Origin of the sequence: Hydrogenobacter sp. T-8 (assembly GCF_011006175.1) — a bacterium.
GTDB classification, from domain to species: Bacteria; Aquificota; Aquificia; order Aquificales; family Aquificaceae; genus Pampinifervens; species Pampinifervens florentissimum.
Window position 1 is genome coordinate 1,504,486 of record NZ_CP048795.1, and the last position, 16,240, is coordinate 1,520,725.

The following is a 16,240-nucleotide window of genomic DNA, read 5'->3' on the forward strand; positions in this document are numbered from 1 at the left end:
AAACTCCACATTAAGTCTTTGAACTTCAACAACTTTAAGATGCTCACCCATAATGTTAGACAGAGCAATAGAAATCATGCATCACAAGCAGGGGGTCGGAGGTTTAAGTCCCTCACCCTGATTTAAAGATATGCTGATATGCTTAAATAAGTGTCAGTAATCTTTACTACAATCAACTTTTATAGCCTCACCACACCTACACAGATAAAATTTTTTTCTCAAAAGCACAGGAGGAAAAGCATGAAAAGGTTTTTAGTCCTTAGTGTAGTCAGCATTTCCTTGGCACAGCCAGTGATTGACCCACCCTTTGCGGATAGGCTCTTTCCCTATGTAACCTATGGAGAGGTTTGGACAGGCACGCCTGCGGTAATTAAGGATGCAACTATCCCAAATACACTTGTGGTCTATGGCTCAAAGGAAGACCCTGATATAGTTGCCCTTGCGAGCAGGATAGCCTACTACCTCGGACAATGGACGGATGACATAGGCTTTACCGCAGAGGACGTTCGTCAATCTAAAATGCCAGAGCTTCTCGTAAGCGACCAAAGGCTCAAAGGGCTTAGCTACCAGAATCTCATAGTGGTGGGAGTAAACAATGAAATAGTGAAGGAGGTGGGTTTGAGTTTTGAAAAGCCTACTATAAAGGTAGTGCAAAAAGATGGCAAAAACATACTAATTGTAGGTGGTGCTAACAAGGAACAGATAATGCAGGCAGGTAGGTATCTTGCAGATGTAAGGCTCAACTTCAAAGCAGGTGCATACAGAACCTTTTTCTCCTTTGTAGCTCTTAGGGGGTATATAGAAAAGGGTGAGTTTGATGCAGGGCTAAGGCTTATAAGAAGCCCCATGGGGCTGTCCGCCTGTGGAAAGAATATGGCTTTGGCAGGTCCAATGGTAGCCCAGTGGGGAGATGACCTCAAGGCAGTTGTCAGACACAGAAACAACATCCTCTACAATGAGCTTCCAAAAGCTCTTGAAGCAAAAGACAAAGAAAAAGCGGTTAACCTCTGGAAAGAAGCCATGCTTACTTGCTACCAGTGCCATCAAGGCATAAACGTGCCACAGGTAAGAAGGTTCAAACCCATAGAGAGCATACACGCCAAACACCAGCAAATAGCAGAGAGCTTTGGTCTTGTAAAGGTTATTGGCACAGAAAAGTCCTGCATAGCCTGTCATGCGGGACCTACAACAATAAAAGGCTACAAGTAAGTTATACTTAACATATGGCGAGTAAGAAGTGGGCTGTGAGCTTTTTTCTCACAGCTCTTTTCCCTATTCTCCTTACACTGTTTGTAGTTCGCCTTGCCTTCACAGACATTTTTGTGGAGTTCCTCTATAAAAGAGTAGACCTGCCACCAGACCCAATGCCCTATGAGCTAAGACTAAGCATAGCCAAACTCGGGCTTAGGTCTGTTCTTTCAGACAGTGGCATGGAAGAGTTCAAAAGCTCTGGAATTTTTAACGAAAGAGAGATAAAACATATGGAGGATGTGAAGAGGCTGTTGAGTTTTTCCTTTGGTTTTATGTATATCATCCTTCCTCTTTGGCTTTTTGGATTTCTTAGTTTAAAGAATAAAAGGGAGATGGGAAAGGTTTTATTCTTTGGTGGGCTGTTGCTTGAAGTTTTTGTCCTTTTTGTGTTAATTGTTTCTGCGGTCAACTATGACTGGCTTTTTACTGCCTTTCATAACCTTTTCTTTGACCCTTATTCGTGGCGTTTTAGAGACGAAGACATGCTTTTGAGGGTCTATCCCATGGACTTTTGGTTTAAGGCAACCTTGTATACTGCCTTAGGAGTTTTTCTTGTAAATCTTTTCCTTCAGACCCTTGGTTTTATCCTTTGGAGAAGAAGTTCCTGAGCTTCTCTTCCGCAGGTCCAGGCTTTCCTATGTAATAACCCTGTGCGTAATCTATGCCTAAGTCAAGGAGGATATCAATGGTCTCCACATCTTCCACATACTCCGCTACCGTTTTTATGCCAAGACCCTTTGCCACCTCTACCATGCTTTTTACAAAAATCCTGTCCACATGGGACCTCTTCATACTCTTTATAAATTCGCCTTCTATTTTAAGAAAATCCACAGGAAGATACTTAAGGTAAAGAAAAGAAGCATAACCAGAGCCAAAATCGTCTATGGCAAACCTAAAACCTGCCTCTTTTAAACCCTTTAGAAAACTACTCATCCTACCTATATCCTGTATTGCCTCCCTTTCTGTTATCTCAAAGACTATACGGTCAGTTTCAACACCATAAGTCCTTGCCCTTTGCACCACATCCTTTATAAAGTCATGCGTAAGATCCTGAGGTGAAAGGTTAATAAATAGTAAAATATCACTGTTATCCTTAATATAAGCTATCTTCTGAAACAATCCCTCTATCATGGCAATGTCCAGCTTTTGAACAAGCCCCATATCTTCTGCTATGTTTATAAACCTGCTTGCAGGAAGAAGCTCATCGTCTACTTTTAGCCTCATCAGTGCTTCAAAGCCCTCAACCTTTTCGGTGCTTAGATTAACTATGTCTTGCAAGAATACCTCTATAGATGCCTTTTCAAGGCTCTCCAGAACCTTTCTCTCAATCCTTCTAAAGGATGTATAAATTTCTTTTACAGATTCCTCTACGGTCTTTACCCTTCCTTTACCTTCCCTTTTTATGGCATGCATAAGGGCTTCACCGAGCGATAGTATCTCTTCCTTATTCTTCGCGTCCAGTGGATAACATACTATACCCACGCTTAAACTTGCACGGATTTCCGTATCACCAAAAGCCAGTGGCATATTTAGGATTTCCTGCCTCAACCTCTCCGCTATATATTCCACCACACCCTTATTAGCCTTTGGCAGTATTACGCCAAACTCATCTCCACCCAGCCTGCCAGCGGTATCAAGCCTTCTTATCTTCTTTTTGAGCACCTCAGCAACATGCTTAAGGACCATATCTCCCACGTGGTATCCGTAAGTGTCGTTTATAATTTTAAAGTTATCCACATCAATAAAAAGCAAACATAAAGGCTCTCCAGACCTATCAGACCTTTCTATTTCATCTTCAAGAAGCTTTTCAAAGCTTTTTCTGTTGTATAGCATGGTTAATGGGTCATATTCAGTTAAGAATCTTATACTTGCCTGTGCTTTCTCAAGGTCTTCTATCACCTTCATAAGCTTTACCACATGGAAAAGCTGATTGCTTACCGTTTTCAAAAAGAGAAACTCCTCTTTGTCAAAGCCTTTGTCTTTCCTAAGTCCTAACAAGCCCGACTGGTAAGAATTGCTTTCAAATTTGCAGTAAATGTATTTATCTCCCGCTCCATACATATCTGGACTTTCCATTACCTTTTCCAAAAGTTGGTGAAGTTTAAAATCTGGAAAGTTCTGCAAGAAACCACTTGAAAAAACCACTCTTTCTGGAAGCTCCGCATTCTTATTCCACATGTAGAAAACACTTCCATCCATCTTAAGGGTATAGTCAAGCCTTTCAAGCACCTGTTTAGAAAAGGTATCTATGTTGTTATATGCCTGAGTGGCATATTCAGAGGTTTCTAAGAGAAGGTAAAGTCTTTCAAGCTCCTTAGCCTTTTCCTCTATGATTTTATCAAAGTTCATGGCGTTTAGAAGATAGCCAAGTATTATCCTTTCAGTGTTTATTACATGAAGCCTGTCAAGCGGACTTTCCGGATACGCACTTAATCTGCTAACAATAAGATAGTCCTCATAAAGGCTGTAATGATATTCTCTGTCAAAGTATTGACCTCCAAGGTCCTTCAAAAGCCTTTTTATACTGTTCAAATCAATACCATCAAGCTTATAGCCCTTTGGACCATGAGCCACAGCCACAAGCCTGTTTTCCTTAAGACTGTATAAAAACATAAACTCAACGATGTAGGAAAAACCCTTATCCAGCCTTAAGAAAAAGATATTCTCCTCCTTTGTGGGTTTTGACCTTATTATTCCAGTGAGCAGTGTAAGGGCTGATTCCATAATTTGTAAAGCTCTCTGCCTAAGATTAATATAAAGGACTGCATAAAGTATGATTAGGTATGCCAAGAACCTATAAAAAGATGCAAGAACTATAAGAAAGTCATAAAAGTTTTTGTATAAGAAAAGGCTCAATGAGGAAAGAGAGATTAAATTAAGAGCTGTAAAAATATACCAAGAACATACACTTTCAAAGACCTTGTTTCTTACAACATAAAGGGCAAGGGAAGAGTAAAGAATTATAGAGAAGGCGTCAAAAGCATCTCTGTGCCAAGTCTGTCCTATACCCTCAAGATACAGGGGCGGTAGGTATGGATGAAACATAACTATCCCGAAGGAGGCTACAAGAGAAAAAGCTGTCAAAAATCTGTAGGATTTAAGAGGAATGTAGGTTTTAACTTTTGGATAAAAGGCGGAAATATAAAAGGCAAGCAAAACTAAACTTTTGGAGAGGAGAAAGAGATAAGCTACTTTGTTTCTTGTGTTCTTAGTTATAAAATCTGGGAAAAATACGAAGGAGAGTATATGAAACAGGTCTGGAATAAGGGAGGGTATTAGGAAAACTCCGAGGGCATAAAGCCTTTCGCTTATAAACCTTCTTCCCAAGGCGATGAGGGTTGCCACAAGAAAAAGGAGAAGGGCAAAGGAGCTTATTCTCAAAGTTGCTATCCAAAATGCAAAATTAGTCCTATCAAGGACAAGCTGGTCTCTATAGATGTAAGCTAAAAGCGTAACAAAAACTCCTCCCAAGAGAAGCATAAAACTTACATATCTGTGCATCAAATAGTATTATAATCGTAAGAACCACTTGGAACTTTAGAGCTTATTAGCTTTAGGATAAAGTCCGCTACTTTTTCTGGAGGCTTTAGGGTCATTGGGTTTTCATGTGGATACGCCTTTGCTCTCATCTGCGTTCTTGTGGCACCGGGATTAAAGGCATAAACCCTTATGTCTTTGTCTTTTAGCTCCTCTGCCAAAAGTAAACTAAAACCCTCTATACCAAACTTGGAGACCGCATAAGCTCCCCAGTAGGGTGCAGGTCTTTTGCCAGCACCAGAAGACATATTAACTATAACCGAGCCAGGGTTCATGTAAGGAATTGCATATTTTGTCATATAGAAAACTCCGTTTATATTAACCCTTATAACCTCTTCCCACACATCTTCGGGATAGTTCTCAATAGAAACTCTCTCACCCAGAAGGCTTGCGTTGTTTACCAAAAGGTCAATGCGTCCCATATTCTGAACGCAAAAGCGGACAAAATCCCTAACAGAAACCCTATCCCCCACATCACAGGCTTTTGTGTATAGACTTTGAGGGTTTCCCAGCTCCTCCCTTAATCTTCTTAGGTCTTCTTCTTTTCTTGAGCAGGTGCAAACCTGCCAACCCTCCTTTATAAGTCTTTCCACTATTGCCCTTCCTATACCCTTGCTTCCACCAGTTATTATGGCTTTTTTACCATCCATGGTTTATATTTTAAGGATATAATAAAGACCTAAAGGAGGTAGAAAATGCTTCTTAACCTTGAGGTGAGAACCCAGCTCAAAGACATATTCTCAAAGGAGCTAAAGGAACAGGTAAACCTAAAACTCTTCTCTCAAGCCATAGGCTGTGAGACCTGTCAAGTGGCAGAAGAACTTTTGAAGGAGCTTGCGGATGTAGAACCGGAAAAGATAAAGCTGGAGGTCTACTCACCTCTCATAGACAGGGAAGTAAGCCAGAAGTATGGTATTGATAGGGTGCCAACTATAGTGATAGAGGGCGACAAGGATTATGGCATACGCTACATAGGTCTTCCTGCAGGGCTTGAGTTTACTACTTTGGTTCAGGGTATAGTGCAAGTATCAAAGAGAGAGCCAAAGCTCTCAGAGAAGACTGTGGAAATGCTAAAAGGCATAGACCTACCGATGGAGATTATGGTTTTTGTTACCACCTCTTGTGGATACTGTCCTTCCGCAGCCATAACCGCTATGAATTTTGCCATGACAAACGATAACATAACCGCACTAATAGTTGATGCCAGCGAGAATATGGACCTTGCGGAGAGGTTTCAGGTTGTGGGTGTGCCAAAGATAGTTATAAATAGAGGGCTTGCGGAGTTTGTGGGTGCACAGCCAGAAAACAATTTCCTCGGGTATGTAATATCCGCCTACGAAAAGCTAAGGAGAGAAAATGGACAGGCTTGAGTATTTTAAAAGTTTGTTGGAAAAGACACCAGACAGTCCTATTTTGCATTACTCTTTAGCACTGGAATACTACAAGCTAAGAGATTACCAAAACACCATAAGGCATATGGAGAAGTATTTGAGCCTAAAGGAAGACGAAGGGGCAGGCTATCGCATCCTTGCCAAGTGCTACGAAGAGCTCGGCGAATACGAAAAAGCTATAGAGGTCCTACAGGAAGGCGTGGAAAAGGCTTTAAAGCATAACCATCCAAGCATGGCAGAGGAGTTTAGGTCTTGGATAGAGCAGTTAAGGTCTTTACAGTCCTTTTAGGGCTTATTGGTTTTTCTTCTGCTCAAGAGCTAAAAGCCTGCTACAAGGCTTATCTACTTTTCCTGCCTGTGGCAGAGACATGTATAACTTATAAACAGCAAAATAACAACCTCAAGGTTGAAAGCTTTGTTAGAACCATAAATGTGGGCAAGCTGGTAAAAAGGGTCTACAATAGGGGTGGTGCAGAGATAGAGCTTCCCGAACTTTCTCCACGACGCTTCGTTTACTATCAGGAAGAGGGAGAGTTCAAAAGATATCAAGAATACATCTTTGGCAACGGTAAGATAAAGACCACTGAAATAAAGTATGTAAAACTGAGCGACCAGATTGAAAAGAAAGAAGAGAAGGAATATAACTACAAAGGCTTTGTAGACCCATACACAGCCAGTCTAATACTGTATAGAGATAGTGCAAGGGTAGAGAAGGGGACGGTAAAGATGTTTTATGACGATAAGGAATACTGGCTACCTTACGGTGTTGTAGGAAGGGAACAAATAGACACGTCAGCAGGCTCTTTCATTACAAGAAAGATAGAAGTCCATCCTAATATAGAAACAAAGGGACTATTGAAACCCAGAGGCACATGGTATTTATGGATAGATGAGGAAACAAACTTACCAGTCAGAATGGAATTGAAATTTATTATAGGCTCCGCATCTGCAAGACTTGAGAAAGTAGAAGGAGATAAAAATCTTCTTAGAAATGTCTTAAGTGCAAAAAAGTAGGGGGCGTATAGCCCCCAAGAGGTGTTTACTTCTTTTGTTCTGCAGGAGCACCTTCCTTCTTTTCTTCCTTCTTGTGTTCTTTCTTGTGCACCTTCTTGTGAGCCTTTTTCTTTTCCTGCTTTTGCTCCTGCTTTTGCTCCGCTGCAGGCTTTGCAGGTTCAGCTGGCTTAGCAGGCTCAGCTGGCTTAGCAGGCTGTGCCTGCTGTGCAAGAGCTGCACCGCTGAAGGCTACTGCAAGCAGTAGTGCAAGTGCTTTCTTCATGGTTAAACCTCCTTTAGGTTTTTGATGTTTAAAAGCATAAAAAAAGAAAGATGAAAATTTCATGAAAACTCTACAATTTTTGTTTAAGGAGTAAGAGGACTAATTGATAAAGCACAGAGGCTAAACCCACCGCGTAATAAAAACTGTGATGATGTTCTATAAACCATATAAGCCTGTAGGCGATACCCATAAGAAGTAAGGTGGACAGGGCGTTAAAAATACCAGCCAAGTATTCCCTTGAAGAGGTTTTCTTGTCATCGCTTACTATCCTATTAAGGCTCAGTTTGTAGACTTTGAAGTCTGTAGCAAAAGTCTTTCCTTCCCTTTGGGTAAGAAGGGAACCATCCTCAAAGGTAAGTGTTCCCGCTTCCACTCTTGCCTTCTTTGCTACAACCACACCCTCATTAAACTTGAAGAATATACCTTCAAGAGTGTTTCCATCTCTCTTTTCTACATATAGGGTAAACTGTCCAAAACTTTGAAAACTCTTTGAAGGGATGGAAGTTATTAGAAGAGCGTAATATTTCAGTGTAAGCTGTCTTCTTACAAAACCAATATCCTCTTCGTTTAATGTTAGAAACACAAAGGAAAGGGCAAAAATAACAGGAAACAGCATAAAAATGCTTTTCGTATATAGATTAATAGGTCTTATTCCAAAAGACTGTATAACATGAAGTTTTTTACCTTCTTTTAATTCAAAAAGTTGGAAGGCAAAGGCTATAAAGAATGCGGTTGGAAGCATGTAGGAGAAATAAAACAAAAACCAGAGTAAAAGAAAAGGCAGAGAGTCTTTAAGAGGCAACTGAAACAGTATTTGGTCAAGTCTAATTATCTGGAATATGAGAAACACAAAGGTAAACAGAAGGCTGATAATCACAGCAAGTCTAAAAAACCTCCAAAAAAACCAACTAAATATCATTGAGCTTTTATCTTACCCTTTAGCCTTTCCTTTTGGTTTGGTTCTCCCCTTTTACCCTGCATTAGCAGGTCATAGGCTTTTTTGTAATATTCCTGTGCTTCCTTTTCCCTTCCTAACTTGAGGAGGATATCTCCCATGTGTTCGTATAGCACAGGGTCTTCCTTTTCCTTTTCAAGAGCCTTGAGAAGAAGCTCCTTAGCCTTTATGTAATCTCCACGGTAATACAAAACCCACGCCATACTGTCTATATATGCGGGGTTTTCTTGGTCTTTTTGAAGAGCTCTTTTTATGAGCTTTTCCGCTTCATCCAATCTTGCACCTTCATACCAAAGGAGAAGAGAGTATCCAAGATGGTTCAAAAGCTCTGGGTCATCAGGGTTTAGCTCAAGAGCTTTTTTGAGGTCTTCCTCCGCAGACAGTATCTTGCCCAATTTGTCGTAGACTATTGCTCTTAGGAAATAACCTCTATAATCCCTTGGGTTTATCTCCACTGCTTTGTTTACGTATTTAAGGGCTTGCTCAAGTTCCTCCTTCTCACTGTAAAGGTTTCCCATAAGAAGGTTTAGCTGATAACTGTTTGGGTCTACTGCAAGAGCCTTTTTGAGTATGTCCTCTGCTTTTTGGTATTCTTTCCTATCTATGTATATACCAGCGAGTCTTTCAAGGATCTTTGGGTTGTTTCCTACCTTTTTCTGAAGGTTAAGATATATTTCAAGAGCTTTGTCAGTTTCCTTTTCAAACTCAAGAAGGAGTGCATAGCTATAAGCCACGTCTGGATTATCTGGATTTTCCCTATACAGATTCTCTAAAAGTTCTTTAGCCTTTTTCGTGTCTCCAGACCTTATAAGGATAAGGGCATACTGATACAGATAATCGCCGTCGGGATAAAGTTCTGCCAGTTTTTGGTAAACATCCTTTGCTTCTTCATATCTGCCTGTTATTGCATATATGTTTGCAAGCCTTTCTAAGGCACTTCTGTTGGCTGGGTCTTGCTTGAGTATGTCCTTATATAAGCTTTCCGCTCTTGAGTATTCTCCTCTCTGTTCGTATATGCTTCCAAGGGTTATAAAACCAGCTTCAAAGTCTCCTTTTACCTTCAGAGATTTCTCAAGGTATTCTATAGCTTCTTGCTGTTTACCCTCAGAAAGGGCAATTCTTGCAAGCATAAAATAGGGTAGAGGATTTTCTGGACTAAGCTCTGCCAGCCTTGTAAGCACACTGCGAGCCTTTACCATCTGTCCACTTCTAAGGTATTCTTCTGCTAAAAAGACCATTATCTCCTTTGACTCTGGGTTCTTCGAATATCCTTCCTCAAGGACTTTTAAGGCTTTTTCTCCTTCTCTTCTTATACCGTATACACTATGGAGCAGGAGGTATGGGTCGGGCATATTAGGATACTTTGACTTAAACTCGCTGGCAACCTTGAGTGCCATGTCGTTTTTTTTCAGCTTGAGGGCTAACCTCACAACGTCCACATACAAAGATGGTGTTGGTGCCCTTTCAAGGGCTCTCAGGCAGTAGCTTTCAGCTTTAAGTGGTTCTTTCTCTTGATAGAGCCTGCAGAAAACATAATCGGTATATGGATTGTAAGCTAAAGACACACCAAGGAGCATAAGAAAAAAAAGCACCCTCATTCTAAACTCCTATGTATAATAAGAGAAACTTCCAGAGACCTCAGAAGTTCCGAAGATGTGCTTCCAAGAAGCACCCTCTTGAAACCAGAAAGACCTCTACTTCCCAATACCACTATATCTATGTCTGGATTTTCCTTCAAAAAGTTCCTTATACCATCCGCAGGTGATTTATCCTCAAGTATATAAGCTGAAGCCACGAAGCCAGATTCTCTGAGCCAATCTTTAATTTTTTCAATATGTTTTAACTTTTCTTCCCTGTACTTTTCACTTAGAACATCCCTTATTCCTTCAACAAGTGGCAGTTCAATAGTTTCTTCCACATGTAGAAGAATTATATGAGGAGAAAAGGGCTTTAGTAGGTTTACAGCAAATTCAAGGGCTTTTCTTGCATGCTCCGAGAGGTCATATCCTATAAGGACCTTTTTTATACCCTCTGGTTCCTTTCCCTTTAGCACAAAAACAGGCTTTTTTGAATACTTCACAACCTTTTCTGTTGTTGAGCCAACTAATATCCTTTCCACAAGACCCTTTTTGTGGCTTCCCATAAAGACAAGGTCATAGGTCTCTTCTTTCTCTAACACCACCTCCGCAGGCTCTCCTATTTCTACGAGAATTTCCACTTCCAGAGGCTTTAAAAACTCCACAAGACCCTTTAATCTCTCTTTTGCCTCTTCCTTTTTTCTCTCCTGAAGCTCCGCAAGTAGCTCAAGGTCTACTGTGCTCATACCGAAGCTTTCTGGATAGGGAAGGTAAAGCACAGGAGACACTGTATGAAGGAGATGGACCTCGGCATTGTGGGCTTGAGCAAAAAGTTTCACTACTCTAATAAGCGGGTTTGTTATCTCCGTAAAGTCAACTGGTGCAAGGAATTTCATCTTCATCTCCTCCCTTCAAAATTACTAAAAAGCTCTAAGAAGTCTACACTCACTTCACATCCATCCAGTTTAAAAACCCTATCTAACTTTTTTCTGTATTTCCCATCCACAAGTTCAAAGACCTTTACCATCTTCTCGTCAGGATATAAGAGGACAAAGTATTTCACGCCTTGCATCTCACACAACTCAAACTTAAGACCTTCATCCATCTGCCTGCTACTTGGAGAAACTATCTCCACCACCATCTGTGGCGGACTTTCCACCCTCTCTGGAATTTCTCCACACAATACCATTAGGTCTGGTCTTATGACCGTGTCAAAGGATACATACCAGTCAAGCTCCACATAAACTTTGCAAGTGCTACATTCTTCCTGTAAAAAAACATTCCTTAAAAAAGCACCAAGTTCGTTAAGAAGGTATTGGTTTAAAGGTCTTGGCGAAGCCATAGCGTAAGGCATACCTTCTATAAGTTCCCAATCCCCCTGCCATTTAAGGTAGTCTTCCACCGTATAGTGTGGTCTATACTTATAGGCTAAGCTCATGAAACTCCTCAAGGTTTAATTTAAGCACTTCTTGTATAAAAGGAAAGCATAGGTCATTTCCTGCATAAACATCCGTCCCCATGGAAAAACCCTTTGTAAGTGCAACCTTAGCTCCAGACTCTTTGGCTATAAGAGAGCCAGCGACCACATCCCAGGGATTTAGCTCAAACTCCAATAGCCCATCAAAGACACCCTCTGCAAGAAGACAAAGGTCTACCGCTGCAGCACCAGGTCTTCTCATCGCACCTACCTTGTCAAAAACCTCTCTGAATATGTTCCAATAGGAATCCAAGTTCCTCTTTGCCCTTGAGGGATAGCCATAAGCAACATAGCACTTCTTGAGCTGAGCCTTTTGCTTTATCCTTATAGGCTTTCCATTTTTGAAAGCACCACCCCCCTTTAGAGCCCAGTAGAGGCTGTCAAAGGCAGGTAAGTATACCGCTCCTACAATAGGCTCTCCTCTGTATAAGAGCCCCACAGAAGTTCCAAAGATGGGAAAGCCTGCTATGTAGTTCTTTGTTCCATCAAGAGGGTCTATATACCACACGTATTCACCGTCCGCAGAGCCTCCCTCTTCCTCTCCTACTACTTTGTGGTCTGGCAGGTATTTTTGTATGTGCTCTCTAATCCTTTCTTCTGATAGCTTGTCTGCAAGGCTGTATATGTCCTTTTCTCCCTTTTCCATTATAGGGTTGTTTTCCTTTCTGTAAAACTCCTTTAGGACTTGCCCTCCCAAAAGGCTTGCTTCCTTTGCCACCTTTAGGAAAAGCTCAAGCTCACGCATCATCCAACACTTCTATACAAGGGAGGCTGTTGCCCTCTAAGAGTTCCAAGAAGGCACCACCACCTGTGGAGACAAAGTCTATGGCGTTATACACTCCAGCTCTATGTATGGCATGGTCTGTATCTCCTCCACCTGCGATGGTAAGAGCGGGAGATTGAGCAAGGAGCTTTGCGGTTTCATATGTGCCATCTTTGAACCTATCAAGCTCAAACACACCCATGGGTCCGTTCCATACTATGGTCTGTGCGTCTGACACTATTTCCCTCAAAAGACCCACAGAAACAGGACCTATGTCAAGACCCATCCAACCCTCTGGTATTTCTTGCCATGGAACTACCCTTGTAGGTGTATTGTCTGAAACCTCTCTGCCTATGACAAAGTCTACAGGAAGATATAGCCTCACATCCAGCTTTTGGGCTACCTCTAAAATGTCCTTTGCGGTGGGGATGAGCTCCTCCTCTACAAGAGAGCTTCCCACCTTATAGCCCATAGCCTTTATAAAGGTAAAAGCCATAGCACCACCTATAAAGAGTTTGTCTACTCTCTTAAGAAGGTTCTTTATAATTCCCAGCTTGGAGGAGACCTTTGCACCCCCTATTATGGCAACCACAGGTCTTTGTGGGTTTACCATAGCCTTTTCAAAGTAGCTTATCTCCTTCTCAAGTAAAAAGCCCATCACCGCAGGTTTTAAAATCTGTGGGACGAGGTATACAGAAGCATGCTTTCTGTGGCATGTGCCAAAGGCATCGCTTACATAAACCTCTCCAAGTTTCGCCAAGCTCTTTGCAAATTCCTCGTGTCCTTTACTTTCTCCCTCATGAAATCTCAAGTTTTCCAAAAGCACCACATCCCCCTCCTGCATTCTCATAACCTCTTTTTCCACCTCTTCACCTACACAGTCAGGAAGGAGTCTCACATCCCGATTGAGATATCTTGAGAGCCTCTTTGCCACGGGTGCAAGGCTAAGCCTTTCATCCCTTCCCTTTGGTCTTCCAAGATGAGACATAAGAATTATCTTCGCCTTTGCGTCAAGCAGATACTCTATGGTTGGCAGGCTTGCCCTTATTCTCGTATCGTCCTCAATGTTTCCAAGCTCGTCCATCGGCACATTAAAGTCCACCCTTACAAGAACCCTCTTACCCTTTAGCTCCACATCTCTGAGTGTTTTTTTTCTAAAAGGCATAGACTACCTCCTAAAAGTCAAAGTCTATATCCTCGTCATCAAATTCAGGACTCTCGCTTGTTTCAAAAATACCCCTTAAGTTCAAAGCAAGTCTTTTGATGCTCTCAAGGTAAAAGACTATATCTTCGTAAACCTCAAGGAGTGTCCTGTATCTTTTTATCTCTTCATAGCTCAGCCTTCTTGTCTTTAAGAGCTTCTTTACCGCTATTCTTGACACAAAAGCTCTTGAATACTTTTCCTGCCATTCCTTCCAGAATTCTTGACTGTTAACGGGAGCTTTGACAATAAAATATTCAAGGTTTGATAATTCTTCCATAAGGTTTAGGTCAAGGGTGTTTTTCACAGGACTACCTCCTGCTAAAAATTATAACCCATTAGCTCCTTCAGTTTTTTTACAGGGTCTTGGCTTTTCATAAGGCTCGTCCCCACAAGAAAAGCATCAACTCCAGAGTTTTCAAGTCTTAAAACCTGCTCACGGTTTTCTATACCGCTCTCCGCTATCACAAACTTTGCTCCCATCTCCTTTATCTTTGGTGCAAGCCTTTCAGACAGGCTTATGTCTACCTTAAGAGTATCAAGGTCTCTGTTGTTTATGCCTATTATGTAAGCACCAGCTTTTAGAGCCCTCTCCGCTTCCTCAAGGCTAAAGACCTCTACAAGATGAGAAAGACCCAGCTCTTTGGAGTAATCCAAAAGGTCTTTCAGTAGCCTATCTTCCAAGATTCTAACAATAAGAAGCACTATATCCGCACCATAAGCCTTTGCCTCAAGAACCTGCATAGGGTCAAGGATAAAGTCCTTTCTAAGCAAGGGAAGGTTTACTATCTGTCTGACTTCATACAAGTCCTCAAGAGAGCCCTTAAAGAACTTCCTATCTGTAAGCACGGATATGGCTACCGCGCCTGCTTTTTCGTATAGTTTGGCTTGTTCCCCTGCGGATATGTCTTTTATTTTACCCTCAGAAGGCGAAGCCCTCTTGACCTCTGCTATAATCCTTGTCCTGCAAGAACAAAGAGCCTTTTCAAAGGAAAAGAAAGAGTCCCTAAGGCTTACCCTTTCCTCCAAAGCCTTTATGTAATCTGGGTCTTTCCCTATCTCAGCTTTTTTGTTCTCAACTATCCTTTCCAAAACTCCTATGGATAGACCCTCCTGTATTTCTTACCTTCTTTCTTGTATATAGCTTCCACACCAAAGCCTTCTTTTTGTAGTTGGTCGTATATCTCCTTTGCCTCCTTGTAGCCATGAACCGCAAGCACTACACCGCATCTTGGGTCAATCTCATCGGGTATGGGTATGAGCTTGGCTCTGCCACCTAAAAACTTCTCCGCCCTTGTGCCTTCCGATATGGCGGTAAAGGTTATAAAGTGGTCGGGTTTTTTGATAAAAGGATTTAAGCTCATAAGGATGTGCCTTACATGTAGCTTGACCCCCAGAGAGTGGAACTTGACCCAATACCATAGAGAGGGTTCTATGGCTTGAGAGCCTTTTCTTAAGACCGCAACCACTTTGCCATCTTCCTTCTTGAGACTTACAAGCTCATTACCCGTTTGACCGCACCAGCTTAGTATATCCCTCTCAAAGCCTGGGTCTGTGGATATAACAATGAGTTTTTGACCTTCCTTTAGCTTCCTCATTTTTTCCGAGGTCATCACCACAGGCAAAGGGCACATGAGCCCTGTAAGGTCAAGAACCTCTTCCTTTTCCTTTAAGACCTCCATGTTATTACCTCACACCGCTATAACTTTTGCCTGAGGTCTTTCTTCAAGACCTTCTATGTATAAATTTATAAGCTTTCCTGCCCTTTCAAGGGTCTTCATTAGCTCCTTATCGTAAAGTTGCATAGGACTATTCACGTAAAAATACACATTAACCTCTCCCCTTTCAAGTCTTACAGGAACACAAAGGCGTTGATTATCCATGTCAACCACTGGCTCTTTTATGTAATCCCCCTTGGAAGGTGTTATGCTTACCATTTTCAACTCAAATATCTCTTTTACATTTCTTAAATACTCGTAAATGTCCTTGCTTTGGATAAGCTGGTCAAGAAGCAGCCCCTCTCTAAAGGCATTTTGAGAACCCTTTTCCAATCTTGCGTATTCGCTGGTTAGTTTGGAGTAGGACTTTCTTAAGTTTCTTACGTAGAGCCTCTCCTTTCTCAGAGCCTCCACGAGGTCTGGATGCAAGGATGCCATAAAAAGGGAAAGAAAAGCTGGCAAAAGAACAAGCCCCCAAACACCATAGTAGTAAAAACCAAAACCTACAAGAAGCCAAAGGAAAAGCATACCCATGAAGACATTTCTGCTTGTATAGAGAGCTACTGCTGTAAAAAGAGCAAGTATAGCTTCCTTTTGACCAGTAAGAAGGGCAAGCAAAGAGAGGAAAAAAAGGTCCCCATAGTTTTTAAAAAGTCTTAGCCTGCCAGGGTAGAGAAACACGAAGATACCCAGGATTAGGTATAAAGCGGAAGGTACAACTATAAGTGCTTGTTGTGAAGGAGACTTACCTATAGACAGGGCAAGGAAAAAGGCAAACAACAAAACCCTCAAAACAAGAAATATAAGACCAATATCCCTAAGCACGGGAATATTTTACTCCACCTCTATTCTTTTCACCTTTTCCTTTTTTTCCTTCCCTTCCACCCTGCTTTCTAGCCTTTGCACTTCGTAGTCCACAATAGTCTTGATTATCTTCCAAAAGGAAAGCTCAATGGTGTATAGATTTTTCATCACCTCCCTTCTGACCTCCTTTGGTGGCAATAAAACCTCAAAGAGCTTAAACAGGTCTTTCCTTAACTCCTCCACTTGCTCCTCAAGACTTTCTTCCTTTAGCTCCTCCTTCTTCGCCATGA

The 16,240-nt window shown here is 41.6% G+C and carries 19 protein-coding genes; 5 read left to right on the top strand and 14 right to left on the bottom strand.

Annotated features, from left to right (window positions below):
• Positions 1-240 precede the first annotated feature (240 nt).
• Complete coding sequence (locus tag G3M65_RS08695; protein WP_173834181.1) at positions 241-1,209, top strand: cellulose biosynthesis cyclic di-GMP-binding regulatory protein BcsB; 969 nt, start codon at positions 241-243, stop codon at positions 1,207-1,209.
• Between the two features lie 14 nt (positions 1,210-1,223).
• Entirely contained in the window at positions 1,224-1,859 is a 636-nt protein-coding gene (locus G3M65_RS08700; RefSeq protein WP_173834182.1) for a TIGR01906 family membrane protein, read from the top strand.
• Here the strand turns inward: G3M65_RS08700 and G3M65_RS08705 are convergent.
• On the bottom strand, positions 1,834-4,752 hold the full coding sequence (locus G3M65_RS08705) for a bifunctional diguanylate cyclase/phosphodiesterase (RefSeq protein ID WP_173834183.1): 2,919 nt from the start codon (positions 4,750-4,752) through the stop codon (positions 1,834-1,836). The genes G3M65_RS08700 and G3M65_RS08705 overlap by 26 nt on opposite strands.
• Complete coding sequence (locus tag G3M65_RS08710; RefSeq protein WP_173834184.1) at positions 4,752-5,438, bottom strand: SDR family NAD(P)-dependent oxidoreductase; 687 nt, start codon at positions 5,436-5,438, stop codon at positions 4,752-4,754. Before G3M65_RS08710 ends, G3M65_RS08705 begins: the two co-directional genes overlap by 1 nt.
• 45 nt (positions 5,439-5,483) lie before the next feature.
• Here G3M65_RS08710 and pdo point away from each other — a divergent pair, with 45 nt between their 5' ends.
• The 3 genes from pdo to G3M65_RS08725 are packed head-to-tail and all read left to right on the top strand — an operon-like array spanning position 5,484 to position 7,193.
• Entirely contained in the window at positions 5,484-6,158 is a 675-nt protein-coding gene (gene pdo / locus G3M65_RS08715) for a protein disulfide oxidoreductase (RefSeq protein ID WP_173834185.1), read from the top strand.
• A complete protein-coding gene (locus G3M65_RS08720; RefSeq protein ID WP_173834186.1) occupies positions 6,145-6,468 on the top strand; it encodes a tetratricopeptide repeat protein in 324 nt (107 codons plus the stop codon). Before pdo ends, G3M65_RS08720 begins: the two co-directional genes overlap by 14 nt.
• Positions 6,432-7,193: a DUF3108 domain-containing protein gene (locus G3M65_RS08725; RefSeq protein WP_173834187.1), complete on the top strand. Its 762-nt coding sequence runs from the start codon at positions 6,432-6,434 to the stop codon at positions 7,191-7,193. The genes G3M65_RS08720 and G3M65_RS08725 overlap by 37 nt, the downstream gene beginning before the upstream one ends.
• 25 nt (positions 7,194-7,218) lie before the next feature.
• On the opposite strand, the gene G3M65_RS08730 is transcribed toward G3M65_RS08725, so the two are convergent.
• The 12 genes from G3M65_RS08730 to G3M65_RS08785 form a co-directional block, all read right to left on the bottom strand.
• Positions 7,219-7,455, bottom strand: a complete 237-nt coding sequence (locus tag G3M65_RS08730; RefSeq protein WP_173834188.1) for a hypothetical protein — start codon at positions 7,453-7,455, stop codon at positions 7,219-7,221.
• A gap of 70 nt (positions 7,456-7,525) precedes the next feature.
• Positions 7,526-8,332, bottom strand: coding sequence for an LptF/LptG family permease (locus G3M65_RS08735; RefSeq protein WP_173834189.1), 807 nt, complete (start codon positions 8,330-8,332; stop codon positions 7,526-7,528).
• Positions 8,333-8,370: 38 nt separating this feature from the next.
• On the bottom strand, positions 8,371-10,008 hold the full coding sequence (locus G3M65_RS08740; protein ID WP_173834190.1) for a tetratricopeptide repeat protein: 1,638 nt from the start codon (positions 10,006-10,008) through the stop codon (positions 8,371-8,373).
• Positions 10,005-10,889 carry a universal stress protein gene (locus tag G3M65_RS08745; RefSeq protein WP_254426264.1) on the bottom strand — a complete coding sequence of 295 codons (885 nt, stop codon included), beginning with the start codon at positions 10,887-10,889 and terminating at the stop codon, positions 10,005-10,007. The genes G3M65_RS08740 and G3M65_RS08745 overlap by 4 nt, the downstream gene beginning before the upstream one ends.
• Positions 10,886-11,425, bottom strand: a complete 540-nt coding sequence (locus G3M65_RS08750) for a Uma2 family endonuclease (RefSeq protein WP_173834191.1) — start codon at positions 11,423-11,425, stop codon at positions 10,886-10,888. Before G3M65_RS08750 ends, G3M65_RS08745 begins: the two co-directional genes overlap by 4 nt.
• Positions 11,409-12,212, bottom strand: coding sequence for an inositol monophosphatase family protein (locus tag G3M65_RS08755; RefSeq protein ID WP_254426265.1), 804 nt, complete (start codon positions 12,210-12,212; stop codon positions 11,409-11,411). The genes G3M65_RS08750 and G3M65_RS08755 overlap by 17 nt, the downstream gene beginning before the upstream one ends.
• Entirely contained in the window at positions 12,202-13,392 is a 1,191-nt protein-coding gene (locus G3M65_RS08760) for a phosphoglycerate kinase (RefSeq protein ID WP_173834192.1), read from the bottom strand. Before G3M65_RS08760 ends, G3M65_RS08755 begins: the two co-directional genes overlap by 11 nt.
• Positions 13,393-13,402: 10 nt before the next feature.
• Positions 13,403-13,735 (bottom strand): hypothetical protein, encoded by a 333-nt coding sequence (locus G3M65_RS08765; RefSeq protein WP_173834193.1) that lies wholly within the window; start codon positions 13,733-13,735, stop codon positions 13,403-13,405.
• 14 nt (positions 13,736-13,749) lie between these two features.
• A complete protein-coding gene (trpC, locus tag G3M65_RS08770) occupies positions 13,750-14,520 on the bottom strand; it encodes an indole-3-glycerol phosphate synthase TrpC (protein WP_254426266.1) in 771 nt (256 codons plus the stop codon).
• A gap of 5 nt (positions 14,521-14,525) precedes the next feature.
• Positions 14,526-15,110: a sulfurtransferase TusA family protein gene (locus tag G3M65_RS08775; RefSeq protein WP_173834194.1), complete on the bottom strand. Its 585-nt coding sequence runs from the start codon at positions 15,108-15,110 to the stop codon at positions 14,526-14,528.
• Positions 15,111-15,119: 9 nt separating this feature from the next.
• Positions 15,120-15,971: a hypothetical protein gene (locus tag G3M65_RS08780; protein ID WP_173834195.1), complete on the bottom strand. Its 852-nt coding sequence runs from the start codon at positions 15,969-15,971 to the stop codon at positions 15,120-15,122.
• Between the two features lie 9 nt (positions 15,972-15,980).
• Positions 15,981-16,238: a hypothetical protein gene (locus tag G3M65_RS08785; protein WP_173834196.1), complete on the bottom strand. Its 258-nt coding sequence runs from the start codon at positions 16,236-16,238 to the stop codon at positions 15,981-15,983.
• Positions 16,239-16,240 lie beyond the last annotated feature (2 nt).